Below are 25,822 nucleotides of genomic sequence, written 5' to 3'. Positions count from 1 at the left end.
CCATGGCCAGGGAGCTTGCTCCCGCCGGGCCGCGCAGCGGCCCCAGGGGCAGGGCAATGCGATCACCGTGGCCGGATTACCTCACCAGCGCCTGCGCACCTGAGCAAGCTCCCTCGCCACGGACCGCCGCCGACGTTATCCTGTCGCGGTTTTTCCTGCCCTGACTGTGATCCCCCCGATGCCGAACCTGACCCTCCTTATCCAGCGCATTCTCGAACTGATGAAGCGCTATCCGGGGATCATTGCGCTCGGCGGTTTCATCTCCGGGGTCGGCAGCTTCATCCTGGTGGACCGGCAACAGAGCCTGGCCTCGTGGATCGCCGTGATCCTGCTGGTGAGCTGGGTCTGGCTGATGCTGGAGAACAGCCTGACCCAGCTGTTCACCAAGGTCTTCAAGCGCGAGATCCCGCAGCCGCTGCTGCGCTATGCGACGCAGATGATCCACCAGGAAAGCCTGTTCTTCGTCCTGCCGTTCTTCTTCATCACCACCAGCTGGAACAGTGGCCAACTGGTGTTCACCGGCCTGCTCGGCGCCGCGGCGCTGATTTCCATCACTGACCCGCTGTACTACAAATGGCTGGCCCCGCGCCGCTGGCTGTTCCTGGCGCTGCACACCCTGACCCTGTTCGCCGCCTTGCTCACGGCCCTGCCGCTGATCCTGCACCTGACCACCGCCCAGAGCTTCAAGCTGGCCCTGGGCATCGCCATGCTCCTGTCCTTTCCGAGCCTGGCCTCGATCCTGCCGATCCGCAGCCTGCGCAGTGCCCTGACCGTGCTGGCCATTACCCTGGCCATCGGCAGCACCGGCTGGCTGCTGCGCTCCTGGGTGCCGCCGGCCACCCTGTGGCTGACCGAGGATGCCATCAGCACCCAGCTCCAGGATCGCACCCCGGGCGACAGCCTGGAGCAGATCAGCACCGCCCAGGTAAGCAGCACCGGCCTGTACGCCTACACCGCGATCAACGCCCCCCGGGGCCTGGACGAGCGCATTTACCACGTCTGGCAATTCAACGGCAGCGAGGTGGATCGCGTCGCGCTGGACATCCATGGCGGGCGCAAGGAAGGCTACCGTGCCTGGTCCCACAAGCAGAATTTCCCCGCCAACCCGGCGGGCGACTGGCAGGTGCGGGTGATCACCGAGGACGGCCAGGTGATCGGCGTGCTGCGCTTCGAGATCACCGCTCCAGATCAAGACGCGGCCAAGACCGGCGAGGCAAAGTAACCGGGATCGTGCTATTACGTAGCACTGCGAAATGGCCACACAAGCTCGGAGCTTATGACTAGCAGCGTGACGCCCGGCACCGCTCAACTGGACCTTGCCCACTCCCCGGCGCAATTGCGCATCGGCGGCGACTGGACGCTGGCGCACTACAGCGACCTCAAGCGCCTCAGCCAATCCCTGGACGGCCGCTACGACAGCAGCACCCATATCGACCTCAACGGCTTGGGCGCCCTGGACACCGCCGGCGCGTCGCTGCTGGTGGAACTGCTGGGGGCAGAACGCCTGGGGCAGTCCGCCGAACACCCCGACTGCACCTTGTCCGCCGCCGACCGCGCGCTGCTGCACACGGTCTACACCTCGTTGAACGACTTCTGCGTACCGGTCAAGGAACCGGAGATCTCGGTCAGCGTGCAATTGCTTTCGCGCATTGGCAGCGCGGTCTATACCGTCTGGCAGGACACCCTGAAGGTCCTGGGCTTCATCGGCCTGATCCTGGAAACCCTGGCCCGCGGCCTGCTGCGCCCCAAGCGCTGGCGCATCACCCCGGTGGTGGCACACATCGAACAGACCGGCCTCGACGCGGCGCCCATCGTCGCCCTGCTGACCTTTCTGGTGGGCGCGGTGGTGGCCTTTCTCGGCGCCACCGTGCTGGCCAACTTCGGCGCCAGCATCTTCACCGTGGACCTGGTGGCATTTTCCTTCCTGCGGGAATTCGGCGTACTGCTCACCGCGATTCTCATGGCCGGGCGCACCGCCAGCGCCTTCACCGCGCAGATCGGCTCGATGAAGGCCAATGAAGAGATCGACGCCATCCGCACCCTGGGCCTGGACCCGGTAGAACTGCTGGTGCTGCCTCGGGTCCTGGCCCTGCTGGTGTCGCTGCCGATGCTGACGTTCCTGGCGATGCTTTCGGGGATAGTCGGTGGCGCGGTGGTCTGCGCCCTGTCCCTGGATATCTCCCCGGCGATGTTCCTCTCGCTGCTGCATTCGGATATCGGCGTGAAGCACTTCCTGCTGGGCCTGGTGAAAGCGCCGATCTTCGCCTTCCTGATCGCCGCCATCGGCTGCCTGGAAGGCTTCAAGGTCAGCGGCAGCGCCGAGTCGGTGGGCGCCCACACCACCTCCAGCGTGGTCCAGTCGATCTTCGTGGTGATCGTCATCGATGCCGTGGCCGCGCTGTTCTTCATGGAGATGGGCTGGTGAGCCGGCCGCCACGCGCGCCGGCGAAGGCAGTGATCGAGGTCCGTGGCCTGTGCAACCGCTTCGGCAAGCAGAGCGTGCACGAGAACCTCGACCTGGATGTGTACCAGGGCGAGATCCTCGGCGTGGTCGGCGGCTCGGGCAGCGGCAAGTCGGTACTGCTGCGCAGCATCGTCGGCCTGCGCCAGCCCAGCGAAGGCTCGGTGCGGGTATTCGGCCAGGACCTGCCAAGCCTGCCGGAACAGCAACGTTCGCTGATCGAACGACGCTTCGGCGTACTGTTCCAGAAGGGCGCGCTGTTCACCTCGCTGACCGTGACCGAGAACGTCGCCCTGCCATTGATCGAGCATGCCGGCCTGTCCCGTGCCGATGCCGAACACCTGGCGGCGGTCAAGCTGGCCCTGGCCGGCCTGCCGCTGTCGGCGGCCGACAAGTACCCGGCCTCGCTCTCTGGCGGGATGATCAAGCGCGCTGCCCTGGCCCGGGCGCTGGCCCTGGACCCGGACATCCTGTTTCTCGACGAACCCACCGCCGGCCTCGACCCGGTGGGCGCCGCCGCCTTTGACCAGTTGATCCTGACCCTGCGCGATGCCCTGGGGCTCAGTGTGTTCCTGGTCACCCACGACCTGGACACCCTCTACACCATCACCGACCGTGTGGCGGTGCTGGCGCAGAAAAAGGTACTGGTGGCGGATGCCATCGATATCGTCGCCGAGACCGACGACGAATGGATTCACCAATACTTCCATGGCCCTCGCGGCCGCGCGGCCTACCAGGCCGCTACACAGACCAACGAGGGATGACATGGAAACCCGAGCCCATCATGTACTGATCGGCCTGTTCACCGTGATCGTGGTGGCCGGCGCCTTGCTGTTCGGCCTGTGGCTGGCCAAGTCCAGCGTCGACAGCGCCTTCCAGGACTACCAGATCGTCTTCAACGAGGCGGTCAGTGGCCTGTCCAAGGGCAGCTCCGTGCAATACAGCGGGATCAAGGTCGGTGATGTGGTCAACCTGCGCCTGGACCCCAAGGACCCGCGCCGGGTGCTGGCACAGATCCGCCTGGGCAGCGAGACGCCGATCAAGGAGGACACCCAGGCCAAGCTGGCCCTGACCGGCATCACCGGCACCTCGATCATCCAGCTCAGCGGCGGCACGCCGCAAAGCCCGACCCTCAAGGGCAAGGACGGCGAACTGCCCACCATCATCGCCTCACCGTCGCCAATCGCCCGCCTGCTGAACAACAGCAACGACCTGATGACCGGGGTCAACCTGCTGCTGCACAACGCCAACCGCATGTTCTCCCCGGACAACGTGGCCCGGGTCAGCAGCACCCTGGACAACCTGCAGAAGACCTCCGCCAGCATCGCCGAGCAGCGCGACGACCTGCGCCAGCTGATGCAGCAACTGGGCTCCATCAGCAAGCAGACCGGCGCCATGCTGGAACAGACCACCGCGCTGATGCGCAATGCCAATGGCCTGCTCAACGACCAGGGCAAGCAGATGTTCGGCAGCGCCGAGCACGCCATGCGCTCCCTGGAGCAAAGCAGCGCCACCCTGAACAAACTGCTGAGCGACAACCAGGACTCGCTGAACAACGGCATGCAGGGCCTCAACGGCCTGGCGCCAGCCGTCCGCGAGCTGCGCGAGACCCTGAGCTCGCTGCGGGCCATCACCCGGCGCCTGGAAGCCAACCCCGGCGGTTACCTGCTGGGTAACGAGAAGAACAAGGAGTTCACGCCATGAAGCGTGCCTATCGCCTGCTTGCCCCCCTGGGCCTGAGCGCCGCCCTGGCCCTGACCGGGGCCTGCTCGATACTGCCCAAGGGCGAGCCGCTGGACATCTATCGGCTGCCGGTAAGCCAGGCCGGCGCCACGGCGCCGAACCAGGCCCTGCCGTGGTCCTTGCAGTTGCTCAAGCCCCAGGCCGGGGATGCGCTGAACAGCGCACGGATCGCGGTGATTCCCCAGGGCAACCTGATCAGCAGCTACAAGGCTTCGCGCTGGAGCGACCCGGCACCGATCCTGCTGCGCAACCGCCTGCTGGACGGCTTCCAGCGCGATGGCCGGGTCCAGCTGTTGAGCACCGATGACAGCAACCTGCAGACCGACCTGGCACTGGGCGGCGACCTGCAAGCCTTCCAGACCGAATACCAGGGCAACGCCGCCCAGGTGGTGATCCGCCTGGATGCGCGGCTGATTCGTGGCTACGACCAGAAGATCCTCGCCAGCCGGCGCTTCGAAGTGCGCCAAGCGCTGGCTGAAACCGGGGTGCCGGCGGTGGTCACAGGATTTGGCCAGGCCGGCGATGCGCTGACCCGGCAAGTGGTGGATTGGGCAGTGGGGCAGGGCAATCGGGCGCTGAAACATTGAGAGCCCTTTCGCCGGCAAGCCGGCTCCTACAGAGGGAGTAGGAGCCAGCTTGCCGGCGAAGGCTCGCTCAACTCATCCAAAGAACCAGTAGCAAACCGCAATCGCCGCCACCACACCGGCGAATTCCGCCAGCAAGGCACAGCCCACGGCGTGCCGCACCCGCTGGATGCCTACCGCGCCGAAGTACACCGCCAGCACATAGAAGGTGGTTTCGGTACTGCCCTGGATGGTGGCCGCCACCAGGGCCGGGAAGCTGTCCACGCCTTGGGTCTGCATGGTCTCGATGAGCATGGCCCGTGCCGCACTGCCCGAGAACGGCTTGACCAGGGCAGTGGGCAAGGCGTCCACGAAACGTGTGTCCCAACCGGCCCACTCCACCAGATGACGAATGCCGTCGAGACCGAAATCCAGGGCCCCGGACGCCCGCAGCACGCCGATGGCGCAGAGCATCGCTACCAGGTATGGCAAGAGGCTCTTGGCGACGTCGAAGCCCTCCTTGGCGCCCTCGACAAAGGCCTCGTAGACCTTGACCTTGCGCAGCGCGCCGACCACCAGGAACAGCATGATCAGCCCAAACAGCGTGAGGTTGCCGAGAATCGACGACAGGGACGCCAGGGCCGTGGCCGACAGGGTGGCCAGCAAGGCCATGAAGGCGCCCAGGGCCAGGGCCCCGGGAACCAGGTAGGCCAGTACCACCGGGTCCCACATGCGCAGGCGCTGCATCACCGCGACCGACAGCAGGCCCACCAGGGTCGAGGCGCTGGTGGCCAGGAGAATCGGCAGGAACACCAGGGTCGGGTCCGCCGCGCCTTGCTGGGCGCGGTACATGAAGATGGTCACCGGCAGCAGGGTCAGGGACGAGGCGTTGAGCACCAGGAACAGGATCTGCGCATTGCTGGCAGTGGTGGCGCTGGGGTTGAGTTCCTGCAGGGCGCGCATGGCCTTGAGGCCGATGGGCGTGGCGGCGTTGTCCAGGCCCAGGCCGTTGGCGGCGAAGTTCAGGGTGATCAGGCCCAGGGCCGGGTGCCCCGGCGGTACTTCCGGCATCAGGCGCTTGAACAGCGGCCCCAGGACCTTGGCCAGCCACTCGACGATTCCAGCCTTCTCGGCGATGCGCAGAAAACCCAGCCACAGGGTCAGGGTGCCGAACAGCAGGACCATGACCTCCACCGACAGCTTGGCCATGGCGAAGATGCTTTCCACCATGGCAGCGAAGATCCCGGCGTTGCCACCCACCAGCCACTGCGCCAGGGCCGACACGGTTGCCACGATAAAGAAGCCAAGCCACAGGCCATTGAGCATCGGTCATACCCCTCGAAAGATGCGGCGAATGATAGCGGGGCGGGCAGAAACGACAAACCCCGGATTAACCGGGGCCTGTCATCTGTAGGGGCTGGATTGCTGTCGAAGGCGATCTGCAGGCAGCTGAAGGGCTTGGGGCCTCTTCGCTGGCAAGCCAGCTCCTACACAATAGGCGCTTAGCCTTTGGACGCTTCGCCTGCTGGCAGTTTTTCCTTGCTGCGCCAGTGCGGCAGGGAGTTCCAGTAGCGCTGGCCCTTGGCGTCGTCGTACATGCCTTCCCAACGGGAGATGACCAGTACCGCCAGGGCGTTGCCGATCACGTTCAAGGCGGTACGCGCCATGTCCATCACACGGTCGACACCGGCGATGAAGGCCAGGCCTTCCAGAGGAATGCCGACGCTGCCCAGGGTGGCCAGCAGGACCACGAAGGACACGCCCGGAACCCCGGCGATACCTTTGGAGGTGACCATAAGGGTCAGCACCAGCAGCAGTTGCTGGCTGATGGACAGGTCGATGCCGTACAGCTGGGCGATGAAGATCGCCGCGATGCTCTGGTACAGGGTCGAACCGTCGAGGTTGAACGAGTAGCCGGTCGGCACCACGAAGCTGCAGATGGCTTTCGGCGCGCCGTAGGCTTCCATCTTCTCAATCACCCGCGGCAGCACGGTTTCCGAGCTGGCGGTGGAGTAGGCCAGGACCAGCTCATCCTTGAAGATGCGCATCAGCTTGATCACCGAGAAGCCGAACAGGCGGGCGATCAGGCCGAGGATCACGAAAGCGAAGAAGGCGATGGCCACGTACACCAGGATCACCAGCTTGGCCAGCGGCAGCAGGGAGGCGAAACCGAAGTTGGCGACGGTCACCGCGATCAGTGCAAATACGCCGATAGGGGCGTAGTTCATGATCATGTGGGTGACTTTGAACATGCTTTCCGAAACGCCCTGGAACATCTTCACCAGCGGTTCGCGCAGGTCGGACTGCAGGCTCGACAGGCCCAGGCCGAACAGCACCGAGAAGAAGATGATCGGCAGCATCTCGCCGCGGGCCATGGCCGCGAAGATGTTCGATGGAATCAGGTTGAGGATGGTCTCGATGAACGCGTGTTCATGCTGCACCTCGGCCGCAGTGGCCTGGTACTTGGAGATGTCCACGGTGCCCAGGGTGCTCATGTCGATGCCTGCGCCCGGATGGAACAGGTTGGCCAGCAGCAGGCCGACGACGATGGCGATGGTGGTCACGATTTCGAAGTAGATGATGGTCTTGAGGCCGATGCGCCCCAGTTTCTTCGCGTCACCGACACCGGCGATGCCGACGATCAGCGAGGAAATGACGATCGGGATCACGATCATCTTGATCAAGCGGATAAAGATATCGCCCGCAGGCTGCAGGACGTTGCTGATCCACCAGGCCTTTTCAGCACTGAAATGATTGAGCAGCGCGCCAATCGCAATCCCCAGGACCAGACCGATGAGGATCTGCCAGGCGAGGCTTAATTTTGCCTTCTTCATATCATTACCCTTACTTCAGTTGGACTCGGGCTGATGCGCGAACTGGAACGCTCAATGGCGGAAAAGTTTGTGCATCGGCCCCCGTATAAGGTCATCCCGAACGAGCATTTACGGCTCTCTGCGGGCGAAAAAAGGCGCAACTATTCCGATGCTAGGGAGGCACGTCTAATGCCGTAAACGCCTACCCTATGCCGAATCGGCATGAGTTTTTCCAAACAAAACGAGCGTCCCAACCGGTTCGAATACGACATTTCGGCAGGCAAAAATGCCGTGAAACGGCCATTTCAGGCGGCGTGCAGGCTTGTCGGAGGGGTCAGGAAAAAGGCTAAAAAAGTTTAGGATTGCTCTGATTCGGGCGCCCGGAAACGCTGCGCAATTCGCACAAAGTTTCTCGATATACGGTCGCAGAGAAACACCAGGAAACGTTTGATCGGAGTCAAAGGAAGATTTTTTCCCGCGCGAGCACGGAAATTGTCAGACGGGCGGCTCTAGCACAGGACTTTGCCATTCAAGCACGCCGCAAGCTCATCAGGTCGGTGGCCGACCTGGGAGCTTGCGCCGCCGCTCTTTCCTGACCCGGCCCTTGCGGAGGCACTCCCTGTACCCCTAGGTCACTCCGATCACCCGTGGATCAGAACATCCCGGCCCCTTGGTCATGCACTCGCCCTCCTCGGGTGGTGCAACAGCCGAAAGCGCCAGGGCGGCCCTTTCGTCTATCTGTTATGCAATATCGGCAATTTGCACATCAGTACCAGTTCGGGTCCTTGCGCAACTGCTCCTGGAGCAGCGCTTGCATGCCGTCATCGGGCTTGCCGAGGAACCGATAATTGGCGTGGCGGGTCGGTGACTTGTCCGCGGGCAAACCCGCCGGCACGTCCACCAGCATCGCGTAGGCATGCTTCTTGTCGAAACTGAAGGCCACAATCAAACGCTGGTTCTGACAACTCTGAGCGGTTTCGCACAGAGGGCCCACCAGATACTGATCGCCGTCTTCGGTCATGGCATTCATCTGTTGCGGCGCATCACCCGAGAGGTTCATCACCCACTCGGGCAGGCGCTCCTCCTTGTGCACGACCCCCTGCCAGGTTTCACGAAACTGCGGGTCCGACCCCAGCAGCTGATTGGCTCGTGCCTGGCCATCATTGGCCGCCGACGCCAGGGCGCTGGCGCCCAGCAGCAGCGCGGCAGTCAATGTCTTCAACGAGAGACTCATGGTCAGCCTCGGCCTCGACGGCCAAAGAAGAACGAAGCGATGAACATCACCAGGAACACCACAAAGAGAATCTTGGCGATACCCGTGGCGGTGCCCGCGATACCACCGAAGCCCAGGACCGCAGCGACAATGGCAATGATCAGGAATGTGATTGCCCAGCTCAGCATGATGATTCTCCTTACTCTTCTATTAGTGGTGCTGCCTATGGAGCCAGCCCGGCGCCGCCGATTGCGGGCCCGGCCTTGGTGCTAGAACACCCAGCGTTCCTGACGTGGCGCGTCCGCGACCGGCTGTGCCTGGTCGACGGCCATCAGTTGCATGGGGGCCTGGTCGTTGAGCTGGCTGCTCACCGAACTGAAATGGGTCTGGGTGAAGTGATGAACCGGCACGCGCGGCGCGGGTGCCTGGCTGTCCTGCCAGCGCTGGAACTGTTGCCCGGCGATCAGGGTGACCAGCAACGCCAGAACGGCGAAGAGGCCTTGCTGGAGATGCAGTGGCGCAATACGCAATTGGGCAAGACGTTGGCGATTCATCCTGAAACTCCTCCCACACTGGTGGTGATGTTGTTATGGAAGCCACGGCCGGCGCTTCTCGATGAGAGGGATATTGCAGGCTGCATGCCAGCTTTTTCTTTGAAATTAAATTCAATAAAATCAAATACTTAAATCAAATTACCAAAAGCATTCCACACGCATACTGCACGATGCCCCCATGCCGGCCGTGCGAAATGCACGATGTCCCGGGAAAACAGTGAGCGTTTTTTGATCACAGGGGGAACTTTGATGAATGGCCAATAGCCTGATACAGACCCACCCAGCAGCTACTCTGGGTAAAACATGCGTAATTTCAGCCTGTTAGCCGTTTCAGCCGGAGATATCTAACCTGCTGGCGCTGGAATGGATCAGAATCAACCTTGCAACTTGCCCGATTTTTCCGGGACTAAATAAAGATCATTCATTAAGGAGCCTCGGGAAATGGAGTCAGCGCCGGAGAATCAAGGCCGCATCCTTCTGGTGGATGACGAATCCGCAATCCTTCGCACCTTCCGCTACTGCCTGGAAGACGAGGGCTACACCGTGGCCACCGCCAACAGCGCGGCGCAGGCCGATGCTCTGCTGCAACGCCAGGTATTCGACCTGTGCTTCCTCGACCTGCGCCTGGGCGAAGACAACGGCCTCGACGTACTGGCACAAATGCGGACCCAGGCACCATGGATGCGGGTAGTGATCGTCACCGCTCACTCTGCCGTGGACACCGCAGTAGATGCGATCCAGGCCGGCGCCGCAGACTACCTGGTCAAGCCCTGCAGCCCCGACCAGTTGCGCCTGGCCACCGCCAAGCAGCTGGAAGTACGCCAGCTCTCGGCACGCCTGGAAGCCCTCGAAGGTGAGGTACGCAAGCCCAAGGACGGCCTGGACTCCCACAGCCCGGCAATGAAAGTGGTGCTGGAAACCGCGCGTCAGGTGGCCAGCACCGACGCCAACATCCTTATCCTCGGCGAGTCCGGCACCGGCAAGGGCGAGTTGGCGCGGGCCATTCACGGCTGGAGCAAACGCGCCAAGAAATCCTGCGTGACCATCAACTGCCCCTCGTTGACTGCCGAACTGATGGAGAGCGAACTCTTCGGCCACAGCCGCGGCGCCTTTACCGGGGCCAGCGAGAGCACCCTGGGCCGGGTCAACCAGGCCGATGGCGGAACCCTGTTCCTCGACGAGATCGGCGACTTCCCGTTGACCCTTCAACCCAAGCTGCTGCGCTTCATCCAGGACAAGGAATACGAGCGCGTCGGCGACCCGGTAACCCGCCGCGCCGATGTGCGCATCCTCGCCGCCACCAACCTCAACCTTGAAGACATGGTGCGCGACGGGCGTTTCCGCGAAGACCTGCTGTACCGGCTGAACGTCATCACCCTGCACCTGCCGCCCCTGCGCGAGCGCAGCGAAGATATCCTGACCCTGGCCGACCGCTTCCTCGCCCGCTTCGTCAAAGAGTATTCGCGCCCGGCCCGGGTCTTCAGTGATGAAGCCCGGGAAGCGCTGCTCAACTACCGCTGGCCGGGCAACATCCGCGAACTGCGCAACGTGGTGGAACGGGCGAGCATCATCTGCCCGCAGGAACGGGTGGAAATCAGCCACTTGGGCATGGCCGAGCAACCCACCAACAACGCCCCGCGGATCGGCGCCGCCCTGAGCCTGGACGAGCTGGAAAAGGCCCACATCGGTGCGGTCCTGGCCACCAGCGACACCCTGGATCAAGCCGCCAAGACCCTGGGTATCGACGCGTCGACGCTGTACCGCAAACGCAAACAGTACAACCTGTGAGCAACACCCTATGAAGTTAGCGATGAAACTGCGCACCCGGCTGTTTCTGAGCATCTCGGCCCTGATCACCGTGGCCCTCTTGGGCCTGGTGCTCGGGCTGGTCAGCGTGATGCAGATGGCCAGCACCCAGGAATCGCTGATCCGCAACAACTTCATCACCCTGGACCTGGGCCTCAAGCTGCGCCAGACCCTGGGCGACCAGCTGATCATCATGCTCGGCAAGCAGCCGGACCGCGCCGCCCTGGAAACCTCCCGGCAGCACTATCTGGAACTGCTCGACGAAGGCATCGCCCATGATCGGCAGACCCAGGTACAAAGTGGCTTCCAGCAGGCCCGTAGCGACTACCTGAGCTTCTACCAGGCCTTCGAGCGCAACAGCACCGCAAGCGGGCTGCATGACAACAACGAGCTGACCGAGCGCTTCAACGCCTTGCGCGGCGGGCTGATCAACGAACACAAGCGCGCCCTGGACAACATCAGCCAGGTGGAGCAGCAGGCCCGCAACCGTGCATGGCTGGTGGCCGGCCTTCTGGGCCTGGTGGCCCTGGCGGTGCTGATCATCGGCTTCGTCACGGCCCATGCCATCGCCCGGCGCTTTGGCGGGCCGATCGAAGCCCTGGCCAAGGCTGCGGACAAGATTGGCGAAGGCAATTTCGACGTCACCCTGCCCATTTCGGCGGCGGCGGAGATGAACCTGCTGACCCGGCGCTTCGGCATCATGGCCGAGGCCCTGCGCCAGCATCAGGCAACCAATGTCGATGAGCTGCTGGCCGGCCAGCAGCGCCTGCAGGCCGTGCTCGACAGTATTGACGACGGCTTGCTGATGATCGACCGCCAGGGCCGCCTGGAACACCTCAACCCCGTGGCCCAGCGCCAGCTGGGCTGGGACCAGGAGCGCCTCGGCCAGGGCCTGGGCAGCGCCCTGCAACGCCCGGAGCTGGATGAGCAGCTACAGCTGGTATTGCGCGGCGGCAACCTGGAACGGGCGCCGGACGACCTGGATATCGAGGTCGACGGCGAGTCGCGCCTGCTGACCTACAGCCTGACCCCCGTCAGCCATACCCAGGGCCATATTCTCGGCGCCGTGATGGTGCTGCACGATGTCACCGAGCAACGGGCGTTCGAACGAGTGCGCAGTGAGTTCGTGCTGCGCGCCTCCCACGAACTGCGTACCCCGGTCACCGGCATGCACATGGCCTTCGGGCTGCTTCAGGAACGCCTGCACTTTCCCGAGGAGTCCCGGGAAACCGACCTGCTCAATACGGTCAACGAGGAAATGCAGCGCCTGATGCAGTTGATCAACGACCTGCTGAATTTTTCCCGCTATCAGAACGGCCTGCAGAAACTCACCCTCGCTCCCTGCCCCCTGGAAGAGCTGCTGGTGCAGGCCCAGGGCCGCTTCAGCGAGCAAGCCCAACAGCAGGGCATCGACCTGCTGCTGGAGATCCAGGCGCCGTTGCCACGGCTGCATGCCGACCGCGCACAACTGGAGCGGGTGCTGGACAACCTGATCGACAACGCCTTGCGCCACACCGCCAGCGAGGGCCAGATCCGCCTGCAGGCGCGGCGCCATGGCGAGCGGGTGATCGTCAGCGTCGAAGACAATGGCGAGGGTATCGCCTATGGCCAGCAAGGGCGGATCTTCGAGCCTTTCGTCCAGGTGGGCCGCAAGAAGGGCGGTGCCGGCCTCGGGCTGGCGCTGTGCAAGGAGATCGTCCAGCTGCATGGCGGGCGCATGGGCGTCTACTCAAGGCCCGGGCAGGGCACCCAGTTCTATCTGGCCCTGCCGCTCTAGGGCTTCATGCTTCATCATCCAGGCGCCTGGCCACCAGCCGTCGGCCACGGGTAATCAGCTCAGTGAACTGCAAGGCACTCAGGGCATGGGCGAACAGCCAGCCCTGGCCGAAGCTCACGCCCTCGCTGCTGAGCAGCAGCGCCTGGTCCTCGAACTCGATGCCCTCGGCAATCACCTTGAGTTTCAACGCGTGGGCCATGCGAATGATGTGCGGCGCCACGCCGCTGCTGGCGGCATCGTGCCCCAGGGCATCGATGAACGCCTTGTCGATCTTCAGGCAATCCACCGGCAGGCTCTGCAGGTAGGCCAGGCTGCAATAGCCGGTGCCGAAATCGTCGATCAGCACCTGATGCCCGACATCGCGCAGGGCCTGCAGGTTGTTGCGCGCCACCACCACATCGATCAGCCCACGCTCGGTGACCTCGAAGGCGATCTGCCGGGCCGCTACCCGATGCGTGGCCAGCAGCCGCGCCATGACCATGCCGATCCGCGGGACCATCACGTCGCAGGCCGCCAGGTTGACTGAGATGTACAACTGGGGATTGGCCCGTAGCACATGCCCCAGTTGCTCCAGCAGGCGCTGCAGGACGAAGTCGGTGATCTGGCGGATCTGCCCGGTGTTCTCTGCCAGCGGGATGAACAGGTCAGGGCTGGTCAGGGTACCGTCCGGGCGGCGCCAGCGCAGCAGGGCCTCGGCCCCCACGCAGAGCCGGCTACTGAGATCGAAGATCGGCTGGTACAGCACCTGCAGCTCGCCGCGGCGCAGGGCCCCTTGCAGCTCCGCCCCCAGGGACTGGCGCTGGCGGACCAACTGATACACCAACCCACCGATGAACAGCGCCAGCACCAGGCTGGAGGGCAGCAACCACCACCAACCGTCGAGCACTTCGCCCTGCAGGCTGGCGCGGGGGGTGATCAGCACCAGTTGGTACTCGGGGTTGCGAGTGGGCATGCGATAGATCAGCAGGTCCGGGGTGACCTGCAAGGGCCCGTCGCGGCCCCCCCGCCAAGGCTGTGCGGGGGGCCAGGCATGGGCCGGGCCGAGCACCGGTATCGCCCGGGCACCATGATCCACCACCACCATCAGGCTGCCACCGGGAGGCAGATCGACCACATCGGTCAGGTGCCCGCGGGAAGTGGCCACGCGAAAGTTGCCGCGACCCAGCATCAGCGCAGCAAGGTTCTCATTGGGCTGGGTCGAGGTGTTGAGCCAGTAGCTGTAGGTCGGCCCGCGGATATCCGGCGGCCTGGCCGCCGGCAGGAGGTTCTGCCGTGGCCAGTTGGAACAAGTGTGGGTGGCGTCCCTGTAGGCCGCTTCATAAATGAAGCGATAGCTGTAGCTGACCTGCTGCAGAGCTGCGATGAGATCGGCGTTGCACTCGCGCAGCGGCTGCGCCTCCAGCACGTCGAGACCTTCGCGCAGTTGCCCGAACAACTGCTCCAGCCGCTCCAGGAAACGCTGCCCCTGGGCGTTCATCTGCTCGCTTTCCCGTTGCTGGACCTGGTGCATGGCCAGCCCGGCGCTGCCCAGCAGCAAAATCACCGCACTCAGCACAGCCGCCAGCATCGCCAGCGTCCAGGGGCGATGGAACCAGGTACGCAAGGGCTCGCGAGCGGCCGGCATCATGGGAGATCCGAAGGATTACCAATGAGTTATAGCAACTGATTGGACAATCGGCCCCAACCGTCCGGCGGCGTCATTATTTTGTCTGGTTGAGCACCATCAGGATGGCCGCGCTTTCTGCGTCCGGCGTACCATCGAAACGCCCCGGCCGGTAGTGCATCTGGAATGCGGCCAGGACGTTACGGGTCGCCTTGTCCAGCTCGCCGGTCTGCGGCGTGGCGTAACCCAGCTGGGCCAGTTGCTGCTGGTACCAACCGATGCTCGGCGGGCTCACGGTAAAGAACGCCTGCTGGCGTGCCACTGCCTGGGCATCGGGCCACAGTCCCAGGCCGGCCTCGGCCAGGCGTTTCCAGGGAAACAACGGGCCCGGATCCAGCTTGCGCATGGGGGCGATATCGCTGTGGCCAATGATGTGGCGCGGCGAGATGTTGTTGCGCTTGCTGATGTCCTTGAGCAGCACGATCAGGTTCTGGATCTGCGCTTCGCTGTAGGGGTACCAGAGCCGCCCGCTGGGGCCATCGCGGAACCCCGGGTTGACGATCTCGATGCCAATGGAACTGGAGTTGAGCCAGGTCCGGCCCTGCCACTGGCTGTCGCCGGCATGCCAGGCACGGTATTGCTCGTCCACCAGCTTGTAGATGGTGGCGGACTTGTCATCGCCGATCAGGTAGTGGCTGCTGACCTGGCCATGGGTCAACAGGGCCAGGGAGCGCTCCAGCGATGCCGAGGTGTAGTGGACGATGATGAACTGGGCGCGTTGATCGTAATTGACCGACGGGTGGCTGGTGTCGATGCGCGGGCCGCTGGCGCAGCCGGCGAGGATCAGCAGGGAGAGGGCAAGAGCAAGAAGTTTCATGGCAAAAGGCAGTACGCTGAAGACAATAATGCAACAGTGTAACGTACTGCCCTGGCGATCATGGGCAAAACAGCGCTTTCATTCAGCAAAGTGCTGGCTCCTCAACCAGCTTCCACCCGGTTACGGCCGGCATCCTTGGCCCGGTACAGCGCCTGATCGGCTCTTTTGATCACCAGATCGCTGCGATCACCGGCCTTGAACGCACTCAGCCCGACGGACACGGTGATGGTCACCGGCTCGCCCTTGAAATGGAACGGGCACGCCTCGATTGCCGCGCGCAGGGCTTCCACAATGCGCACACCCACCGGCCAGGGGGTGTTGGGCAGCAGCAGAACAAACTCCTCGCCACCGAAACGTGCGATGAAATCGCTGCCTCGCAGGCGTTTGCGCAGTACGTTGGCGATGATCTTCAACACCTTGTCACCAGCCAGGTGACCGTAGTTGTCGTTGATCCGCTTGAAATGATCGAGATCGAGCATGGCCAGCAGCAGGCTGTTGCCATGTTGTTGCCATTGGCCGACTTCATGTTCCAGGCGTTCGCTCCAGGCTGCACGGTTGGGCAGGCCGGTGAGCGGATCGATCAGCGCCTTCTGCCGCTGCTCTTCCAGGTGCTCACGGTAGCCCTGGGCTTCCTGCTCCATGCTCGAAACCCGCTCCGCCAGGCTTTGCAGACGGGCGGCCACTTCCCGTTCACGCTCGTCGCGCTGCTTCTGGTGGTGGTCCATGGTGCCCAGCAGGCCTTCCAGGTGGCTTTCCAGCACTTGCTTGAGGTCATCCAGATCGGCGGCCTCCTGCACGCTGCTTTGCAGGCCGTCGACCTGTTCACGGATCTGGCTGTCCATGGCCCGTGCTGCCGAACTGCTGTCGGCATGGCCGTCGCTGGCCGCCTGCAGGTTGCTCTGGAAGGCCTCCAGGCGCTCGTTGAGCTGCTTGAGGTAGGTCTCGAACTCATGCTGGCCAGAGTCGGTGATGGCCAGCATCAACACCGCCAGATCGTCGAGGATCGGCAGCAATTCGTACCAGTTCAGCCCATGCTGCAGACGATCGCGCATGGCCTCGGCCTGTGGCCGATGGCGCTCCGGCAGGCTCAGGTCGTCGAGCAGCCCCAGCAAGGTGTGCTCGATGTGCTTGGCCACCGAACTGTAGGAGGGCTCGGGCGAATCCGGCAGAGCGTAGAGCACATCGTGCTCCGACTGCTCCGGATCGATGGCGGCCAGGGCCTCGGCCATGACTGCCGGCAGGGGCAGGCTATCCAGCAGCACTGCCGGGGAAACCGTCGGCAGGGGCAACAACTCGTCGGGATTGAACGCGGCTTCGGCGACAGGCGCGGGCGGTGAATCGGAAGCGGCGACCACCCCGGGATCGACGGGCGCTTGTGGCTCCGCGACAGGCGAAATGGTTGCTTGAGGTTCGACCTCGATAGCGGGTACAGGCTCGGCGGGCGCCTCCTGCACCAGTACCGGAGGCACGAACGCCACCACCGGGGCCGGAGCGGGCACTGCAGCAACCTCCGGCTCGTCGCTGGCAACCGGCTCAGGTTCGAGCTGCGCTTCGGGCTGTGCCGTGGCGGGCGCGGCAGGCGCCGAAACCGCCTCAGGCAAGGCCTGGGTCGGCGTCTGATAGTGCTCGCGCGCGCCATCCTCCGGTGCTGGGGCTTCCTCGGCTTGTGGATGAGCCTCAGCCGCGGCTGCCGGGAGCGGCGGATTCGTCGCAACAGCTTCCTCCGCCGGGGCTGGCGTCTCGCTCGCCTCGCGGCTGCCGAACAGGCGCTGCAACAGGCTTGGGCGGTCGGGTTCGGCCGGGGTTTCCAGCTGGCTCAGGGCCTTGCCCTGCAGGCTGCTCAGTTCGCCGAGCAGCAAGGGAATTTCCCGCGCCTGGCCAACCCGGCCATCCAGTTGCTTGGCAAAGGCTTTCAGCGGACGGCTGACCTCCCGGGGCAGGGGCAGGGACTGCAACTGGCTGACCAGCGCCGTCAGCGCGCTGCTCATCTGCTCGACCCGGGTTTCCCGCCGCTGCTCGGAGTCCAGCACGGCTTTTTCCAGGCGCGGCAGCAGGGCAGCAAGCCCGGCGTCCATATCGTCGGTGCGTACCACCTCGCGCATTTCCTTCATGCACTGGTCGACCGCGCGATCGGTGCCCTCCGCCGCCAGGGTGCTGCGTACCAGGCCACGACGCAGCAAGTCGAGACGGGCCGCCCATCGGCGTTCGAGCTTTTCCTGCTGTTCGATACTTTTGAGGTATTTCTCTTTCCAGCGATTGGCGTCGTCGCTCATTCATCGGTTCCGCGAGGGGCAGGACTCAACGCGGGCAATGCATCAGCCGTGAGCGAACCCGGCAGACGAATCTCTACCGCGACCGGCAGGTGATCGGATATGGGTTGGGCCAGGACCTCCACGCGCTCCAGGGTCAGGCTGGGGCTGAGCAGAATATGGTCCAGGCAACGTTGCGGACGCCAGCTGGGGAAGGTCGCCTGCAGTTGCGGCGCCAAGAGGCTGAGGTCCCTTAGAGGGGAATGCTCCAGCAGGTCGCTGGCATGGGTGTTCATGTCCCCCATCAGCACCTGATGCTTGTAGCCGCCGATCAACTCGCGGATGTACGCCAGTTGCCGGGTTCGGGTGCGGGCACCGAGCGCCAGATGCATCATCACCACCACCAGTGCCTCGGGACCCTCGCCAAAACGCACGAGGATCGCGCCGCGCCCCTTGGGGCCAGGCAGCGGGTGGTCTTCGATGGCCCAGGGGCGCAGGCGGCTGAGCACGCCATTGCTGTGCTGAGCCAGGCGTCCCAGGTTGCGATTGAGCTGTTGGTACCAGTAGGGGAAGGCGCCCAGTTGGGCCAGGTGTTCCACCTGATTGACGTAGCCGGAGCGCAGGCTGCCGCCATCGGCCTCCTGCAGGGCCACCAGGTCGAAATCGCCAAGCAGGTTGCCGATTTTCTGCAGATTGTCGGCACGCCCATGATGGGGCAGCAGGTGCTGCCAACCACGAGTCAGGTAATGGCGATAACGTTCGGTGCTGATACCGACCTGGATATTGAAACTGAGCAAGCGCAGACGACTGTCTGCCGGCAGGCCGGACGACGCCAAATGGTGCTCGTTGACCTGCGGATCATGCAGGCCAACGATGCGTTCCGAGCTCCAGCGCGGCATGGCGGCGGGCGCTTACTTGGCTGCGCGCTCTTTGGCGATCAACTGGTCAGCCACGCTCAGCGCGCCTTCAGGACCACCGGCGGTGCCCAGGTCGAAACGATACTTGCCGTTGACCACCATGGTCGGTACGCCGGTGATCTGGTAGGCCTGGGCCTTTTTCTTGGCGTCTTCGACCTTGCCTTTGACGGCGAAGGAATTGTAGGTGCTCAGGAACTTGTCCTTGTCGACGCCTTCGCCAGCCAGGAACTCGGCCATCTCTTCAGGAGTAGCGAGCTTCTTGCCGCCATGGATGGCTTCGAATACGGCCTTGTGCACCTTGTGCTCGACACCCATGGCTTCAAGGGTGATGAACAGCTGGCCATGGATGTTCCAGATACCGCCGAACATGGCCGGGATACGGACGAAGTTGACGTCGGCCGGGAGTTTTTCAGCCCAGGGATTGATGGTGGGTTCGAAAGCGTAGCAGTGCGGGCAGCCATACCAGAACAGCTCAACCACTTCGATCTTGCCTGGCACGGCAACCGGAACGGCGCTGCTCAACTCGACATATTGTTTACCGGCTTCAAGCGGTTCGGCCGCTTGAGCGGTCACGCCAAACAGGCTGGCGGTGACGAGTGCGGCGCTGAGAATCAGATTACGCATGCTTTACTCCTGGACAATTTTGGCGCCTCGCTCGACCTGAATTCGACCAGGTCTTGGCGGGCTTGAGTTCGCTAGTGTAGCGGCAGACGCCATAAAAAAGGGCGGCCTGAGCCACCCTTTATGCTTGCACCGTCAGATTAATCAATCATTAACGTTGCCGTGGCTTAGCACCTTGGGCAACGCTGATCGTGCCGGCCTCAGTGCAGGCCCTGAATATAGCTGGACACCGCTTCGATGTCTTTGTTGCTCAGCTTGCCAGCGATGCTGCGCATCACCAGGGTATCGCCGTCGTTGGTACGGTTGCCTTCGCGGAAGTCGGTCAGCTGCTTGGCCACGTACTGTGCGTGCTGGCCGCCCAGATGGGGGAAGCCGGCTGCTGCGTTACCCGCACCGTTTGGCGAGTGGCAACCGGTGCAGGCAGGCATGCCCTGGTCCAGCTTGCCGCCACGGAACAGTTCTTCACCACGGGCCACGACTTTAGGATCTGCTGCGCCGACGCTGCCTTTCTGGCTGGCGAAGTAGGCGGCGATGTCAGCCAGGTCCTGATCGCTCAGGTTGGTCAACAGGCCTGTCATCTCCAGCACCTGGCGCTTGCCGGACTTGATATCGTGCAACTGCTTGTTCAGGTACTTTTCCCCCTGACCCGCCAGCTTGGGAAAGTTTGGCGCCATGCTGTTCCCATCAGGGCCGTGGCAAGCACCACAGACTGCGGCTTTCGCCTGACCGGCAGCAGCGTCGCCTGCGGCATGGGCGACACCTGTGATGCCCAAGGTCAACAGCAGACTCACGAGTAATTTGTTCATCAGCTAATCCAACTACGGCTAAGGGTTAAGAGTTATGGACCGGGATCACTCGCTCATCCAATGGATGATGACTCGGTAATCCTCGGCACTGCAGTCCATGCACAAACCACGCGGCGGCATCGCCTTGAAACCCTGGGTCACGTGTTGCACCAGCGTCTCCATACCTTGCGCCAACCTCGGCGCCCAAGCTTCCTGGTCGCCCTTGCGGGGCGCCGTGGGTAGTTGGCCGGAATGACAAGCCCCACAAACACGGTTGTACACAGCTTCCGGATCCTGTGTAGCCTGAGCGCCGTAAAACGGCATCAAGACACCGGCAGCTAGCAGCCATTTCGTCATAAAACGACCTTTTCAGGGTTGAGAGCGTGCTGCGTTCTAATGCGCATTCAAGGTTTATCGCTCTCGTGAACTTCATCCTACGCTGGGACAAAGCGCACACAAAATCTGCGGCATTATATACTGGCGTTACTGAAACGGAAACGACACCGCTCGCCGCGTCCACTCTCGGCATCGCCCCAATCGGAAATCCCATGCAACTCAAGAACCCCATCCTCGGTCTGTGCCAACAGGCTACGTTCATGCTCAGCGCCGCCAAAGTCGATCAATGCCCTGACGATGAAGGCTTCGAAGTGGCCTTTGCCGGGCGTTCCAACGCCGGCAAATCCAGCGCCCTGAACACCCTGACCCACGCCAGCCTGGCACGCACCTCGAAAACTCCGGGTCGCACGCAGTTGTTGAACTTCTTCAAGCTAGACGACGATCGCCGTCTGGTCGACCTGCCGGGCTACGGTTACGCCAAAGTGCCAATCCCGCTCAAGCAACACTGGCAGCGTCACCTGGAAGCCTACCTGGGCAGCCGCGAAAGCCTTAAGGGCCTGATCCTGATGATGGATATCCGTCATCCCATGACCGACTTCGACCTGCTGATGCTGGACTGGGCGGTCGCCAGCGGCATGCCGATGCACATCCTGCTGACCAAGGCCGACAAACTGACCTACGGCGCGGCCAAGAACACCCTGCTCAAGGTGCAGTCGCAGATCCGCAAGGGCTGGGGCGAAGCCGTCACCATCCAACTGTTCTCGGCCCCCAAGCGCATGGGCCTGGAAGAGGCCTACACCGTGCTGGCGGGCTGGATGGAACTGGCCGACAAAGGCGCCGAAGCCGAGGCCTGAGAGACGTAGGGAAAATTGCCTGGGGGATGATCAGGCAAGGCAAAAGCGCGGTGCGAAAGCGGAGTTTACTGGCTGTAAATGAGCATTTCGCGCCGCGCTTTTAACGCAGCATGATCATTTCCCAGGCGGTTTTCAGGCAAAAAAAACCCCGGACTTCGTATGGGGAGGGGGAAGTTCGGGGTTCAAGTTCTAGACCGCTAGGGCGGGGTCCAGATATCTGCCAACACTTAACACAACATAGGAGCATCGAAGGGCTTCACCAGCCATTCAGTAACTCTGAGTGGGCGTTCACCTATTTAGTTCCGGCCGGTTGCAAAAACTATTGGCAATAATCGATGAAATTTTCGGTGCTAATAGCTCTTCGCTAGTTTTTGCCGCGACACTATGCCGCGGCAAAAACACCTGAAAAGTGCCCTTAATGGGCCTCATCCCAGTTATTTCCCACCCCCACTTCCACCAATAACGGCACATCCAGGGTTGCGGCACCGCTCATGTGCCCGCGAATTTCCTCACGAACCTGGTCCACCAGGTCCTCGCGCACTTCCAGCACCAGTTCGTCGTGCACCTGGAGAATCACTCGGGCATCCAGCCCCGAGGACTCCAGCCAGTTGTCCACGGCCACCATGGCTTTCTTGATGATGTCTGCCGCGGTGCCCTGCATCGGCGCATTGATCGCGGTGCGTTCGGCGCCGGCGCGCTCCTGTGGCTTGTTGGAGTTGATCTCCGGCAGGTACAGGCGGCGACCGAAGATGGTCTCGACATAACCCTGGTCCGCGGCCTGGGCGCGGGTGCGGTCCATGTACTCGCGAACCCCCGGGTAACGCGCGAAGTAGGTGTCGATATAGGCCTTGGCCTGCTTGGTATCGACACCGATGTCCTTGCCCAGCTTCTGCGCGCCCATACCGTAGATCAGGCCGAAGTTGATGGCCTTGGCGCTGCGGCGCTGATCGGAAGTGACGTCCTTGAGCTCGACCTTGAACACCTCGGCCGCCGTGGCGGTGTGCACGTCCAGGTTGTTGCGGAAGGCGTTGAGCAAACCTTCATCGCGGGACAGGTGCGCCATGATCCGCAACTCGATCTGCGAATAGTCCGCTGCCAGCAGCTTGTAGCCTGGCGGCGCGATGAAGGCCTGGCGAATGCGCCGGCCTTCAGCGGTACGTACCGGAATGTTCTGCAGGTTCGGATCGCTGGAGGACAGCCGGCCGGTGGACGCTACCGCCTGATGATAGGAGGTATGGATGCGCCCGGTACGCGGGTTGATCTGCTCCGGCAGGCGGTCGGTATAGGTGCTTTTCAGCTTGCTCATGGAACGGTACTGCATCAGCACCCGCGGCAGCGGATAGTCGTCTTCCGCCAGCTTGGCCAGCACCTCTTCAGCCGTGGATGGCTGGCCCTTGGCAGTCTTTTTCAGCACCGGCAGGCCGAGCTTGTCGTAGAGGATGCTGCCCAGCTGCTTGGGCGAGCCCAGGTTGAACTCCTCGCCGGCGATCTCGAAGGCTTCGCGCTCCAGGGCGACCATCTTGTCCCCCAGTTCGATGCTCTGCACTCCCAGGAGCTTGTCGTCCACCAGTGCTCCCTGGCGCTCGATGCGCGCCAGGACCGGCACCAAAGGCATTTCGATATCGGTGAGCACGCTGGCCAGGCTCGGTATCGCGGTCAGCTTGTCGAACAGGACCTGGTGCAGGCGCAGGGTCACGTCGGCATCTTCCGCGGCGTAGGGGCCGGCCTGCTCAAGAGGAATCTGGTCGAAGGTCAACTGCTTGGCACCCTTGCCAGCGATGTCCTGGAAACTCACAGTGCTGTGGTCCAGGTACTTCTGCGCCAGGCTGTCCATGTCATGGCGGGTGGCGGTGGAGTTGAGCACGTAGGATTCGAGCATGGTATCGAAGGCCACGCCGCGCACAGTGATGCCATTGGCCTGGTCGCCGCCGATGGCGCAGTTGGCCAGGATGTTCATGTCGAACTTGGCGTGCTGGCCGACCTTGAGCAGCTTGGGATCTTCCAGCAAGGGCTTGAGGGCCAGCAGTACGCTGTCGCGATCCAGCTGTGCCGGCGCGCCCATGTAGGAGTGGGTCAGGGGAACATAGGCCGCTTCGCCGGCCTTGACCGAGAAGGACAGGCCCACCAGTTGCGCCTGCTGCGCATCGATCCCGGTGGTTTCGGTGTCGAAGGCAATCAGCTTGGCGCCCTTGAGCTTCTCCAGCCAGGCATCGAAACGCTCCTGGTCGAGGATGGTTTCGTACTGCAGCTCCAGCGGAGCTTGCTCCACAGTCTGCGGCGGCGGCACGGCGGCGGGTGTCGCCTCAGCGCCGCTGAGCTCGACACGCTTGGCATCGCGCTGCAACTCGTCGAGCCAGCTCTTGAACTCCAGCAGGCTGTAGAGCTCCACCAGCTTCTCGCGGTCCGGCTCGCCCAGGTGCAGGTCGTCGAGCCCGACATCCAGCGGCACGTCGACCTTGATGGTCGCCAACTGATAGGAGAGGAAGGCCATTTCCTTGTGTTCTTCGAGCTTGGCCGGCAAGGTCTTGGCCCCGCGGATCGGCAGGGTCGGTACGATATCGAGCTGTTCGTACAGCTCCTTCAACCCGCCATTGACCCCGACCAGCAGGCCGGAAGCGGTCTTCGGACCAATGCCCGGCACCCCGGGAATGTTGTCGGAAGAGTCGCCCATCAGCGCCAGGTAATCGATGATCTGCTCGGGAGCGACGCCGAATTTCTCCTTCACGCCTTCCACGTCCATGCTGCTACCGGACATGGTGTTGACCAGGGTAATGTGCCCGTCCACCAGCTGTGCCATGTCCTTGTCGCCAGTGGAAATCACCACCGGGCGGTCCGCTGCCGCGCTGCTGCGGGCCAGGGTGCCGATCACGTCATCGGCCTCGACCCCTTCCACGCACAACAAGGGGAAACCCAGGGCGATCACGCTGGCGTGCAACGGCTCGATCTGCACCCGCATGTCGTCGGGCATGCTCGGACGGTTGGCCTTGTATTCGGCATACATGTCATCGCGGAAGGTCCCGCCCTTGGCATCGAAGACCACGGCGAACGGGCTGTCCGGGTACTGTTTGCGCAGGCTCTTGAGCATGTTCAACACGCCCTTGACCGCGCCGGTAGGCAGGCCTTTGGAGGTGGTCAGCGGAGGCAGCGCGTGGAACGCGCGGTACAGATATGAAGAACCGTCCACCAGGACGAGGGGGGCTTGGCTCATGAGCGGGATCAACCTTTTCGGCGGGTCCGGCGCTAGAATAGCGGGACCGTTGACGACAAAGGGACAAGGTTATCATGCGCACACTAAATCGCTTGCTGCTGACCGGCTTGATTGCAATCGCTCCATTGGCCGCGATCGCCGCAGAAGATGCGCCATCAGCGGACCCGGAAGTAACCATTCGCACGGAAGGCGACAAGACCATCCAGGAATACCGGCAAAATGGCTTCCTGTATGCCATCAAGATCACGCCAAAGGGCGGCAAACCCTACTTCCTGGTGCGTGCCGATGGCTCGGACGGCAACTTCATCCGTTCGGATCAGCCGGATATGCTGATCCCTTCGTGGAAAATCTTTGAGTGGTAAACCACTCCGACTTCAACTCAATGGCGCTGGCTGGATAGCAGCGCCCGTACTGGCAGTTTTTAACCATGTCTGTGTTCACCCCCCTGGCTCGGCCCGAGCTGGAAACCTTTCTCGCCCCGTATGGGCTCGGCCGCCTGCTTGATTTCCAGGGGATCGCCGCTGGTAGCGAAAACACCAACTTCTTCATCAGCCTGGAACGGGGCGAGTTCGTCCTGACCCTGGTGGAACGTGGCCCGGTCCAGGAAATGCCGTTCTTCATTGAACTGCTGGACGTGCTGCACCAGGCCAACCTGCCAGTGCCCTATGCCCTGCGCACCACCGACGGCGTCGCCCTGCGCGAACTGGCGGGCAAGCCGGCGCTGCTGCAACCGCGGCTGGCGGGCAAGCACATCAAGCAGGCCAACGCCCAGCACTGTGCCCAGGTCGGTGAGCTGCTCGGCCACCTGCACGTGGCCACCAAGGACCACATGATCAAGCGCAAGACCGATCGCGGCCTGGACTGGATGCAGGAAGAGGGCAGGCAACTGCTGTCGCACCTGGCCCCCACGGCCCAAGACCTGCTGCAACGGGCCCTGGATGAAATCGCCGCTCAGAAGATGAAGATCCTCGCCCTGCCCCGGGCCAACATCCACGCCGATCTGTTTCGCGACAACGCCATGTTCGAAGGCACCCACCTGACCGGCCTGATCGACTTCTACAACGCCTGTTCGGGACCGATGCTCTACGACGTGGCGATCGCCCTGAATGACTGGTGCTCCGACGATGAAGGCGTACTCGACGGCCAACGGGCCCGAGCCCTGCTGGGCGCCTACGCGGCGCTGCGCCCGTTCACTGCGGCAGAGGCCGAACTCTGGCCGACCCTGCTGCGGGTAGCCTGCGTGCGCTTCTGGCTATCGCGGCTGATCGCCGCCGAGAGCTTCGCCGGGCAGGACGTGCTGATTCACGATCCGATGGAGTTCCAGCAGCGCCTGGCGCAGCGGCAACAGGTCAGCATCGCGCTGCCGTTCGCCCTGTAAAACGCTTCGCGGGCAAGCCCGCTCCTACAGAGATACGCTCAACCTGTAGGAGCGGGCTTGCCCG

General features: G+C 63.1%; 23 protein-coding genes. 10 read left to right on the top strand and 13 right to left on the bottom strand.

Features of this window, described 5'->3' with window-relative positions; genetic code table 11:
• Window positions 1–178 precede the first annotated feature (178 nt).
• The 5 genes from M2395_RS26765 to M2395_RS26745 are packed head-to-tail and all read left to right on the top strand — an operon-like array spanning window position 179 to window position 4,791.
• A complete protein-coding gene (locus M2395_RS26765; RefSeq protein WP_015633662.1) occupies window positions 179–1,222 on the top strand; it encodes a DUF5924 family protein in 1,044 nt (347 codons plus the stop codon).
• A gap of 54 nt (window positions 1,223–1,276) precedes the next feature.
• On the top strand, window positions 1,277–2,425 hold the full coding sequence (locus M2395_RS26760) for an ABC transporter permease (RefSeq protein ID WP_011058487.1): 1,149 nt from the start codon (window positions 1,277–1,279) through the stop codon (window positions 2,423–2,425).
• Window positions 2,422–3,225: an ABC transporter ATP-binding protein gene (locus M2395_RS26755; RefSeq protein ID WP_011058486.1), complete on the top strand. Its 804-nt coding sequence runs from the start codon at window positions 2,422–2,424 to the stop codon at window positions 3,223–3,225. Before M2395_RS26760 ends, M2395_RS26755 begins: the two co-directional genes overlap by 4 nt.
• A 1-nt stretch (window position 3,226) precedes the next feature.
• Window positions 3,227–4,165, top strand: coding sequence for an MlaD family protein (locus tag M2395_RS26750; protein WP_011058485.1), 939 nt, complete (start codon window positions 3,227–3,229; stop codon window positions 4,163–4,165).
• A complete protein-coding gene (locus M2395_RS26745) occupies window positions 4,162–4,791 on the top strand; it encodes an ABC-type transport auxiliary lipoprotein family protein (protein ID WP_011058484.1) in 630 nt (209 codons plus the stop codon). Before M2395_RS26750 ends, M2395_RS26745 begins: the two co-directional genes overlap by 4 nt.
• 72 nt (window positions 4,792–4,863) lie before the next feature.
• Here M2395_RS26745 and M2395_RS26740 read toward each other — a convergent pair whose 3' ends face one another.
• The 5 genes from M2395_RS26740 to M2395_RS26720 all read right to left on the bottom strand — a co-directional run bounded on the left by M2395_RS26740 (window position 4,864) and on the right by M2395_RS26720 (window position 9,347).
• On the bottom strand, window positions 4,864–6,093 hold the full coding sequence (locus M2395_RS26740; RefSeq protein ID WP_123431167.1) for a nucleoside recognition domain-containing protein: 1,230 nt from the start codon (window positions 6,091–6,093) through the stop codon (window positions 4,864–4,866).
• Between the two features lie 176 nt (window positions 6,094–6,269).
• On the bottom strand, window positions 6,270–7,601 hold the full coding sequence (gltP, locus tag M2395_RS26735; protein ID WP_011058482.1) for a glutamate/aspartate:proton symporter GltP: 1,332 nt from the start codon (window positions 7,599–7,601) through the stop codon (window positions 6,270–6,272).
• A 745-nt stretch (window positions 7,602–8,346) separates the two neighbouring features.
• A complete protein-coding gene (locus M2395_RS26730) occupies window positions 8,347–8,814 on the bottom strand; it encodes an inhibitor of vertebrate lysozyme family protein (protein ID WP_015633660.1) in 468 nt (155 codons plus the stop codon).
• A 2-nt stretch (window positions 8,815–8,816) separates the two neighbouring features.
• Entirely contained in the window at window positions 8,817–8,981 is a 165-nt protein-coding gene (locus M2395_RS26725; protein WP_003170804.1) for a DUF1328 domain-containing protein, read from the bottom strand.
• An 81-nt stretch (window positions 8,982–9,062) separates the two neighbouring features.
• Complete coding sequence (locus M2395_RS26720) at window positions 9,063–9,347, bottom strand: hypothetical protein (protein ID WP_015633659.1); 285 nt, start codon at window positions 9,345–9,347, stop codon at window positions 9,063–9,065.
• A gap of 441 nt (window positions 9,348–9,788) precedes the next feature.
• Between M2395_RS26720 and algB the strand changes: the two genes are divergently transcribed.
• Together algB and M2395_RS26710 are read left to right on the top strand one after the other, a co-directional pair.
• Window positions 9,789–11,135: a sigma-54-dependent response regulator transcription factor AlgB gene (algB, locus tag M2395_RS26715; protein ID WP_011058479.1), complete on the top strand. Its 1,347-nt coding sequence runs from the start codon at window positions 9,789–9,791 to the stop codon at window positions 11,133–11,135.
• Window positions 11,136–11,145: 10 nt separating this feature from the next.
• Window positions 11,146–12,930: a KinB sensor domain-containing domain gene (locus M2395_RS26710; protein WP_011058478.1), complete on the top strand. Its 1,785-nt coding sequence runs from the start codon at window positions 11,146–11,148 to the stop codon at window positions 12,928–12,930.
• Window positions 12,931–12,934: 4 nt separating this feature from the next.
• Here the strand turns inward: M2395_RS26710 and M2395_RS26705 are convergent, their stop codons facing one another.
• From M2395_RS26705 to M2395_RS26675, 7 genes are all read right to left on the bottom strand, one after another.
• On the bottom strand, window positions 12,935–14,557 hold the full coding sequence (locus M2395_RS26705) for an EAL domain-containing protein (RefSeq protein WP_123431166.1): 1,623 nt from the start codon (window positions 14,555–14,557) through the stop codon (window positions 12,935–12,937).
• A 73-nt stretch (window positions 14,558–14,630) separates the two neighbouring features.
• The gene (locus tag M2395_RS26700) at window positions 14,631–15,410 is read right to left on the bottom strand and encodes an N-acetylmuramoyl-L-alanine amidase (RefSeq protein ID WP_011058476.1); all 780 of its coding nucleotides are present in this window, start codon (window positions 15,408–15,410) and stop codon (window positions 14,631–14,633) included.
• 101 nt (window positions 15,411–15,511) lie between these two features.
• On the bottom strand, window positions 15,512–17,683 hold the full coding sequence (locus M2395_RS26695) for a GGDEF domain-containing protein (RefSeq protein WP_053160580.1): 2,172 nt from the start codon (window positions 17,681–17,683) through the stop codon (window positions 15,512–15,514).
• Entirely contained in the window at window positions 17,680–18,558 is an 879-nt protein-coding gene (locus M2395_RS26690) for an endonuclease/exonuclease/phosphatase family protein (protein ID WP_011058474.1), read from the bottom strand. The genes M2395_RS26695 and M2395_RS26690 overlap by 4 nt, the downstream gene beginning before the upstream one ends.
• A gap of 12 nt (window positions 18,559–18,570) precedes the next feature.
• Window positions 18,571–19,200 (bottom strand): thiol:disulfide interchange protein DsbA/DsbL, encoded by a 630-nt coding sequence (locus M2395_RS26685; RefSeq protein WP_011058473.1) that lies wholly within the window; start codon window positions 19,198–19,200, stop codon window positions 18,571–18,573.
• A gap of 197 nt (window positions 19,201–19,397) precedes the next feature.
• A complete protein-coding gene (locus tag M2395_RS26680) occupies window positions 19,398–20,003 on the bottom strand; it encodes a cytochrome c (RefSeq protein WP_011058472.1) in 606 nt (201 codons plus the stop codon).
• Between the two features lie 45 nt (window positions 20,004–20,048).
• Window positions 20,049–20,339: a cytochrome c5 family protein gene (locus M2395_RS26675; RefSeq protein ID WP_015633654.1), complete on the bottom strand. Its 291-nt coding sequence runs from the start codon at window positions 20,337–20,339 to the stop codon at window positions 20,049–20,051.
• A gap of 191 nt (window positions 20,340–20,530) precedes the next feature.
• Between M2395_RS26675 and yihA the strand changes: the two genes are divergently transcribed.
• A complete protein-coding gene (gene yihA, locus M2395_RS26670) occupies window positions 20,531–21,172 on the top strand; it encodes a ribosome biogenesis GTP-binding protein YihA/YsxC (protein ID WP_011058471.1) in 642 nt (213 codons plus the stop codon).
• A gap of 415 nt (window positions 21,173–21,587) precedes the next feature.
• Here the strand turns inward: yihA and polA are convergent, their stop codons facing one another.
• The gene (polA, locus tag M2395_RS26665) at window positions 21,588–24,380 is read right to left on the bottom strand and encodes a DNA polymerase I (protein WP_123431165.1); all 2,793 of its coding nucleotides are present in this window, start codon (window positions 24,378–24,380) and stop codon (window positions 21,588–21,590) included.
• Window positions 24,381–24,454: 74 nt separating this feature from the next.
• Here polA and M2395_RS26660 point away from each other — a divergent pair, with 74 nt between their 5' ends.
• A complete protein-coding gene (locus tag M2395_RS26660; RefSeq protein WP_011058469.1) occupies window positions 24,455–24,742 on the top strand; it encodes a DUF2782 domain-containing protein in 288 nt (95 codons plus the stop codon).
• Between the two features lie 65 nt (window positions 24,743–24,807).
• Window positions 24,808–25,758, top strand: a complete 951-nt coding sequence (locus M2395_RS26655) for a homoserine kinase (protein ID WP_123431164.1) — start codon at window positions 24,808–24,810, stop codon at window positions 25,756–25,758.
• The last annotated feature ends 64 nt before the right edge of the window (window positions 25,759–25,822 follow it).

This window comes from Pseudomonas sp. BIGb0176 (genome assembly GCF_024810175.1).
Taxonomy (GTDB): domain Bacteria; phylum Pseudomonadota; class Gammaproteobacteria; order Pseudomonadales; family Pseudomonadaceae; genus Aquipseudomonas; species Aquipseudomonas protegens.
This window is presented reverse-complemented; position numbering and strand designations above follow the sequence as displayed.

What these genes read in the sequence shown, in the direction of transcription:
- M2395_RS26765 (WP_015633662.1), top strand. Translation starts at nt 179, where the DNA reads ATGCCGAACCTGACCCTCCTTATCCAGCGCATTCTCGAACTGATGAAG.
- M2395_RS26760 (WP_011058487.1), top strand. Translation starts at nt 1,277, where the DNA reads ATGACTAGCAGCGTGACGCCCGGCACCGCTCAACTGGACCTTGCCCAC.
- M2395_RS26750 (WP_011058485.1), top strand. Translation starts at nt 3,227, where the DNA reads ATGGAAACCCGAGCCCATCATGTACTGATCGGCCTGTTCACCGTGATC.
- M2395_RS26745 (WP_011058484.1), top strand. Translation starts at nt 4,162, where the DNA reads ATGAAGCGTGCCTATCGCCTGCTTGCCCCCCTGGGCCTGAGCGCCGCC.
- M2395_RS26740 (WP_123431167.1), bottom strand. Translation starts at nt 6,093, where the DNA reads ATGCTCAATGGCCTGTGGCTTGGCTTCTTTATCGTGGCAACCGTGTCG.
- gltP (WP_011058482.1), bottom strand. Translation starts at nt 7,601, where the DNA reads ATGAAGAAGGCAAAATTAAGCCTCGCCTGGCAGATCCTCATCGGTCTG.
- M2395_RS26730 (WP_015633660.1), bottom strand. Translation starts at nt 8,814, where the DNA reads ATGAGTCTCTCGTTGAAGACATTGACTGCCGCGCTGCTGCTGGGCGCC.
- M2395_RS26725 (WP_003170804.1), bottom strand. Translation starts at nt 8,981, where the DNA reads ATGCTGAGCTGGGCAATCACATTCCTGATCATTGCCATTGTCGCTGCG.
- M2395_RS26720 (WP_015633659.1), bottom strand. Translation starts at nt 9,347, where the DNA reads ATGAATCGCCAACGTCTTGCCCAATTGCGTATTGCGCCACTGCATCTC.
- algB (WP_011058479.1), top strand. Translation starts at nt 9,789, where the DNA reads ATGGAGTCAGCGCCGGAGAATCAAGGCCGCATCCTTCTGGTGGATGAC.
- M2395_RS26710 (WP_011058478.1), top strand. Translation starts at nt 11,146, where the DNA reads ATGAAGTTAGCGATGAAACTGCGCACCCGGCTGTTTCTGAGCATCTCG.
- M2395_RS26705 (WP_123431166.1), bottom strand. Translation starts at nt 14,557, where the DNA reads ATGATGCCGGCCGCTCGCGAGCCCTTGCGTACCTGGTTCCATCGCCCC.
- M2395_RS26700 (WP_011058476.1), bottom strand. Translation starts at nt 15,410, where the DNA reads ATGAAACTTCTTGCTCTTGCCCTCTCCCTGCTGATCCTCGCCGGCTGC.
- M2395_RS26695 (WP_053160580.1), bottom strand. Translation starts at nt 17,683, where the DNA reads ATGAGCGACGACGCCAATCGCTGGAAAGAGAAATACCTCAAAAGTATC.
- M2395_RS26690 (WP_011058474.1), bottom strand. Translation starts at nt 18,558, where the DNA reads ATGCCGCGCTGGAGCTCGGAACGCATCGTTGGCCTGCATGATCCGCAG.
- M2395_RS26685 (WP_011058473.1), bottom strand. Translation starts at nt 19,200, where the DNA reads ATGCGTAATCTGATTCTCAGCGCCGCACTCGTCACCGCCAGCCTGTTT.
- M2395_RS26680 (WP_011058472.1), bottom strand. Translation starts at nt 20,003, where the DNA reads ATGAACAAATTACTCGTGAGTCTGCTGTTGACCTTGGGCATCACAGGT.
- M2395_RS26675 (WP_015633654.1), bottom strand. Translation starts at nt 20,339, where the DNA reads ATGACGAAATGGCTGCTAGCTGCCGGTGTCTTGATGCCGTTTTACGGC.
- yihA (WP_011058471.1), top strand. Translation starts at nt 20,531, where the DNA reads ATGCAACTCAAGAACCCCATCCTCGGTCTGTGCCAACAGGCTACGTTC.
- polA (WP_123431165.1), bottom strand. Translation starts at nt 24,380, where the DNA reads ATGAGCCAAGCCCCCCTCGTCCTGGTGGACGGTTCTTCATATCTGTAC.
- M2395_RS26660 (WP_011058469.1), top strand. Translation starts at nt 24,455, where the DNA reads ATGCGCACACTAAATCGCTTGCTGCTGACCGGCTTGATTGCAATCGCT.
- M2395_RS26655 (WP_123431164.1), top strand. Translation starts at nt 24,808, where the DNA reads ATGTCTGTGTTCACCCCCCTGGCTCGGCCCGAGCTGGAAACCTTTCTC.